The following is a 6,463-nucleotide window of genomic DNA, read 5'->3' as shown; positions in this document are numbered from 1 at the left end:
TTTTTAACGCCGGCGTGGCGGAATTGGCAGACGCGCTGGACTCAAAATCCAGTGCCCGTTAAGGGCGTGCCGGTTCGACCCCGGCCGCCGGTATCTCATTAGCATCAACGCAAGTTTGCGTTGGTGCTTTTCTTTTTATTTTGAAAGAAAGAGGACACGGTTTTGTTCCAACTTTTTCTCATGCTTTAGTTTGGAGAATATGATAGGTTTAACTATTTTTATATGAAAGTTATATAAAGTGGATGATATATAATATATGACACTATCATAAAGAGATTCATTTCTTGGCACTAATCAAAAAAATCATTTACTGATCTTATAAGCGTAATAAATGGTAAAAACTAATTTATCCACTTATGATATAGTGAATATGAAGGCAAAGAAACTTAGCAATTGGTAACAGGAATACCAACTACATATTCAAACTTATCATTAGAGGGAAAAATAAAATGAAAAAAATAATCGTAGTTTTGTGTTTTATTCTTTTATTTTTTACTGCCGCTCGTTCTAAAGATCATTCATTAGAAAATATCGATAAGGTTGACGTAGCAGTAAATAATGGTAGTATTTTAAATTTTAAAAGAGCAGCGAGTACGATAACTGAGTCAAACGAAGTCTTAAAAATAATCCAATTGTTGTCATCTTTAAACCTAAAAAAAAAGATAGAAGAATATCGTGGTCTCACAGGTGCTAGAAGTTACTATATCAGTATGCATTCTAAAAAAACTTATTCGTGAATATATCATCTACGGTGAATCTGTAACCATCAAAAATGATGGAGAAGAAATTGTTTATCTAGTCAATAATGAGGATAAGTTGGAAACTTATATCAATGTTTTAGTAGAGAACTTTTCATTGAGTAAACACAATAAAACAACAAGTAGCAACATAGTTAGTTATGGGACATTTTTTTAGTTACAAAGGAACTTTAAATGACTGAAGAAAATAAGCGCCCTAGTTATAAATTTAGCTGTGAACTTAGGTGGCAGTTTTAGAATAAAAACGACTATCTTTTTTTCAAAAATTTATGGTAGTTGTTTTTAATATTTGAATAATCAATATAAAAAGACGAATGAATGCAACGATTCATTTGTCTTTTTTTGTGTAGTAAAATTTCCGCACCATTCTTTTTTAGCTATTGGAACAGCTATATCTGTGAAATAGAGCTTTCCATTGAATCTATTTATTCTACCATTTTATTTAGTTTATGAATTTCTACAATAAGTGATGAGATGACAAATTTTCTGATATTTAAAAAAAAGATGTCGCTTTATTTTATATTCAAAAATGTAAAATGAATGATAGCCAGAAGGTAGTTATTGAAGGAAGTTGAGAAAACTGATTTGTTATAAATATTTTATAAAAGGAGAGATCAAATAAAGATTTGGTAGTAGTGACATTCCCATCATGTATCTTATTGTAAAACTATTGTTGTGAGTAAAGTATCTCTATTGCCCTTTATTCATAGAATCAGGTGATAGACTGATAAGTAATATCAATTTATTTTAACTAAAGTGAAAATGACGAAAGAAGAAAAGAAAGATGTTTTTAATAAGTACACGTTAAGGAATTTCTTTTAAATAAGTGAATCGGTTACTTTAGAAAGCTTGAAAGTAAAAAAGTGAGCAATAGCAAATAAATACAAATTCGTATTGTTTCAGGAAATGAACATATTTACTTTCAAAAAATGGTAAAGTGACTTCTTTTGTAAAGGTTATCATACTCGTGTTGCAAAATATTTTAAAATAGATAATTGGAATAATGATGTAAGTATAAATTTTCATTGCTAGGATGTTTTGTGAATTTGAAAGAGTAAAAATGTGTAACTGTTTATCAAGAAGGGACAAAAGATAGGTTTATTTAACGATAGTTCTTTGATTCATCTTGATAAATAAAGCATAGTTAAGGAGGAAGCAGATGAAAAAGAATTGGCATTTATTAGTAGGTTCGTTATTAGGTATTTGTTTATTTGGTGGATTGAAGGAAACGGTATTAGCTGATGAGATAACTGTAAATACAGTGGTAGAGTTAGAAGAAGGGGTGAAAAACGCTTCTGAAGATCGTACTATTTTTCTTGGAGAATATTTTCCTGATGATTTGGTTGCGACGATTGCATTAGTAGAGTCTCCTTACCATGTGACTATTGATGGACAGAACGCAGTTTTGCAATCTAGTAGTGGCAAGCAGTTAATGACTTATAAAGGTGGTACAGGAACGACAGATTCTAGTCTAACGTTGAAAAATATAGATTTAGAGGGACGAGGAAACAACGTACGAGCATTGACGGTTGAAGGTTACAAAGGGAAATTCGTACTAGATAATGTGAAAGTAAATAATTTCCAATCTTCAGATGACGGTGGTGCTTTCTATACTTCAGGCCATACAGTCTTGAAAAATAGTACTTTTTCTAATAATAAAAGTACAGCTTCTGGTTATTCTGGTGGGGCCATTGCGAGTAAAGGATTTGCGGCAACTTTGGAAGTCACAAATTCAAGATTTAAAGGAAATGAGACACTTTATGCTGGAACAGGAAATGTTGGTGGAGAAGGTGGGGCATTTTATTTCTATCAACCGAGTGCAGCAGCTCAGTTCATTTTTAAAAACAATTATTTTGAAGAAAATAAAGCAGTTGAAACCATCAATAGTGGAAGTGCGAAATTAGCGGATGGTGGTGCAGTTGCTCTTTTTAATGTGGTGCAAGGAACGAATGTTTTATTTGAAGGAAATACCTTTAGAAAAAATATCGCCGGCGATGATGGTGGTGCAATCTTAATTCAAACAAATAGTAATATAAGTAGTGGGATTCAATTTAAAAACAATACATTTTTTCAAAATAAAGCCCTGGGTAAAGACTATTCGGCAAATAGTGGTGGTGCGATCCAAATTTATGCCAACGGTAGCCCACTTGACGGTAGGACAGCAGCTGTTGATTATGTGAATAACAGCTTTATTGAAAATGAAGCAGCATATGATGGTGGCGCTGTTGGAAGTTCGGGCTATCTAACGAATCGATCAGCAGGACGCTATGCAAACAATTTATTCGTAGGAAACAAAGCACGAAATGCGAATAAAAATAATATTGCAGATGCAACGATTGCAGAAACTGGGAACTTGGAAACAAACATCGGTTATGATAATGGCGTAACAAGTAATGTCACAATGGCTGATGTGTTTGGTTCAATGAACATTGATCTAGTCGATAATTACAATCAACTAACTGCTGGAACCACTGATGAAAAAGTTATCATCCCAACTATTCCTATTGTACCCGAAAAAGTAGCGGATAATCAGGTGAACAATCTTCGGGATGTGGTAGTCGATCAACGAAACCTATCAAGAGAAACACAAGCAGATATTGGAGCAGTTGAGATGGATTGGCTAAAATATGATAGTAACGGTGGTACTTTTACATTTGATGAAACGATTCCGATATATCAAGGCAAAGAATACTATGAACAAGGCAATCAGGAAACTTATTATCAAGTCGGCTACAATGGTCTAGAAAGAACGATTCCTTCATCATCAGATCTAAAGGCAAAAAGATCAGGTTATCAATTTATTGGCTGGTCAACTGAAAAGTCAGCAACTAAAGCAGAAGAAATTTATGCACCTGGTAAATCGATAACGACCAAAAAAGAAGGCATAACCTTATATGCGATTTGGAAAAAATCTGAGCCAGTTACCGTTCATTATATGACTTACGACGAGAATAAGCAGTTGGTCGAAATAAGTCCTGATGAAATTTTAACTGGGGAACTAGATGAAACTTATCATGCCTCAATCAAACAAATTGATGGGTACGTTTTTGCTGGTGTGAAAGAAGGCGATGCCATTTCAGGGATTTTTACTGATGAGAAGAAAGAAATTACGTTAATCTATACTAAAGAAAATAAAGAAAAAGGCGTAGTGATTTCGCAGTATCAAGATGAGAAGGGCGCACCGATAGCTGGTGATGAAGTGAGTATAGGAGAAATTGGGAGCAGCTATCACACCACTTCAAAAGACATTCCTGGCTATACTTTGAAGGAAGTCCAAGGAGCAGAAACAGGAAATTATCTTAAAGAAGTGACTAAAGTTATTTATGTGTATACAAAAATCCCTTTGCCTTCTGGTAGAGTTACTGTGCATTATCAATCAGAAGATCATACTTCATTATCAGAAGATGATATTTTAACTGGTGAAGTAGATGCTTATTATTCGGTTAATTTCAAAACATTTGAAGGATATACATTAAAGGAAATTAAGGGAAAAACTGGTGGCAAATTTACAAATGAAGATCAAGAAGTGACATTCATTTATAGTAAGAAGGTCACAGAAAAAGGAATACTTTTAGCACAATATCAAGATGAAAATGGGCAACCACTAGCGCTTGACGAAGTGACAATGAAAGACGTCGGCACGCCTTATACTACAATGGCAAAAGAAATATCAGGTTATAGCTTAAAAGAGGTAAAAGGAGCAGAAACAGGAACTTACAGCGAAGGTATAACGACAGTTGTTTATATCTATACAAAAGATCCGTTGCCACAAGGGAAAGTAACCCTTCATTATCAATTAGAAGATCAAACAACACTAGAACCAGATAGTGAGTTAACAGGGGACACAGGGTCGTTTTACTTTGCAGATATCCCTAGTTTTGATGGTTATACATTAAAAGAAATCAAAGGAAAAGCAAGCGGGCAATTTAGTGAAACAGATCAAGAAGTCACCTTTATCTATACAAAGGTTCAACAAGATATTAAGGTTGGTTTTTTATTAGTGGACTACCAAGATGAAGCAGGCAATAAAATTGCTCCAAGTGAAATAACGAGTGAAAATATTTCAACGTCGTATCATACAATAGCCAAAGAGATTCCTGGGTACAGTTTTAAAGAAGTAACTGGACAACCTGATGGAATTTATAATGCTGGTCTGACGCACATCATCTATATTTACACGAAAGACCCAGTAAAACAAGGAAATGTTATCGTTCATTACCAAACAGATCAGAAAGAGCAGTTAGCAGAAGATACTATTTTAACAGGAGATATCGAAGACGATTATGTTGCAGATATAAAACCATTTGAAAATTACGTATTAAAATCAGTAGATGGACAAATTCATGGGAAATTTACTGAAAAAAACCAAGAAGTCACCATTATTTATACGAAGAAACAACCAGAAAAAGGCTTTTTAGTAGTAGATTATCTTAATGAAAATGGCAAACCATTGGCTAGTAATGAGTTCTTCTCTGGAAAGATTAATGAAGACTATCAAACACAACCTAAAGTCATTTCCGGCTATGTGTTAAAACAAGTGATCGGTAATGAAAGTGGAAAGTACAATGATGAAATCTCAAGAGTGTCTTATATCTATGAGAAAGAAAAGAAAACAGGGAAAATTATTTTCCATTATCAAGATGAAGCAGGTAAAAAAATTCAAGAAGATCAGGTAGATGAGCAATTGATTGATACACCTATAAGCCTAAGTCCATTTATGAAGGAATTGAAAAATTACACTTTTAAAGAAATCAAAGGCTTAGACAAGGGGATTTATACCGAACAAACGCAAGAAATTACCTTTGTTTATACTCAAAAAATAGGAAAAATCAGCGTAAGATACCTTGACACAAATGGAAAAGAATTAGCAAAAGAACAACAATTAACTGCTTGGGTAGGAACACCCTACCAATTGACTGCCAAAGAAATCGCTGGGTATACGGTTAAAGAAATAACAGGAAAAGAAACTGGAAAATACGAAGTAGAACCGATGCTAGTCACTTATATTTACGAAAAGAACCCACAAACTGATTTAGAAAAGCAAATGAATGAGAAGGTGGTTACCCCAGCAATTCCTTATAATAAAAATACGGAAAAAAAGACCAATTCGAAAATCTTTGATCAAAAAGAGAACAGAATTAGAACAGTTCCAAGTATTCACTCTGATAATTATTCTAATGATGCATTTGATGATTTTTCAATAAAACAGCCAGAAACGCAAAAAACATCATTACCAAAAACAGGAGAAAAACAAATGAAACGATTAACTATTATTGGAGCAGTACTTGTTTTAGGGATTCTTTTCTTAACCATTCTTCCAGAAAAAGAATTTAATGAAAAAAATAAAGATTGATAACTATTGTTGGTGAGAAATAAGACACTGCTTTTAAAAGCACCCCTTGATTAGACTTTTTGTCTAACTTGGGGTGCTATTTTTATGCCAAAAAATCATATCAAATTTAAAATTGTATACTTAAAAAAGCTTATTCGACAAAGACAATATTAAATGTTTGACACAATGGCTAAACATTTATGAATGATTGGAAGAACGTATAACGAATGATAAATATTATTATGTTTAAAAAATACAAAAATACGCCAAATACTTACACACAGTTATCTTTTTCAATAAAAAGAGATTTCATATATACTAATAAATGTAAAATTTGTGAATAATTATTAAATAGATGATCACGTGGAAAGTT

General features: G+C 33.1%; 2 protein-coding genes and 1 tRNA gene. All 3 read left to right on the top strand.

Annotation, left to right across the window (positions count from 1 at the left end; genetic code table 11):
- Positions 1-8 precede the first annotated feature (8 nt).
- The 3 genes from EVI01_RS08370 to EVI01_RS08360 all read left to right on the top strand — a co-directional run bounded on the left by EVI01_RS08370 (position 9) and on the right by EVI01_RS08360 (position 6,111).
- Positions 9-93: transfer RNA gene (locus tag EVI01_RS08370), tRNA-Leu, on the top strand.
- Positions 94-449: 356 nt separating this feature from the next.
- Positions 450-737 carry a hypothetical protein gene (locus tag EVI01_RS08365; protein WP_010751341.1) on the top strand — a complete coding sequence of 96 codons (288 nt, stop codon included), beginning with the start codon at positions 450-452 and terminating at the stop codon, positions 735-737.
- A gap of 1,180 nt (positions 738-1,917) precedes the next feature.
- Positions 1,918-6,111: a MucBP domain-containing protein gene (locus EVI01_RS08360; protein WP_010751339.1), complete on the top strand. Its 4,194-nt coding sequence runs from the start codon at positions 1,918-1,920 to the stop codon at positions 6,109-6,111.
- Positions 6,112-6,463: the final 352 nt, after the last annotated feature.

It is taken from the genome of Enterococcus villorum (genome assembly GCF_007990225.1).
Taxonomy (GTDB): domain Bacteria; phylum Bacillota; class Bacilli; order Lactobacillales; family Enterococcaceae; genus Enterococcus_B; species Enterococcus_B villorum.
Note: the sequence above shows the minus strand (reverse complement) of the source record. Positions and strands in the feature narration are given on the sequence as shown.

Coding starts and splice junctions, on each gene's coding strand:
- EVI01_RS08365 (WP_010751341.1), top strand. CDS start 450: ATGAAAAAAATAATCGTAGTTTTGTGTTTTATTCTTTTATTTTTTACT.
- EVI01_RS08360 (WP_010751339.1), top strand. CDS start 1,918: ATGAAAAAGAATTGGCATTTATTAGTAGGTTCGTTATTAGGTATTTGT.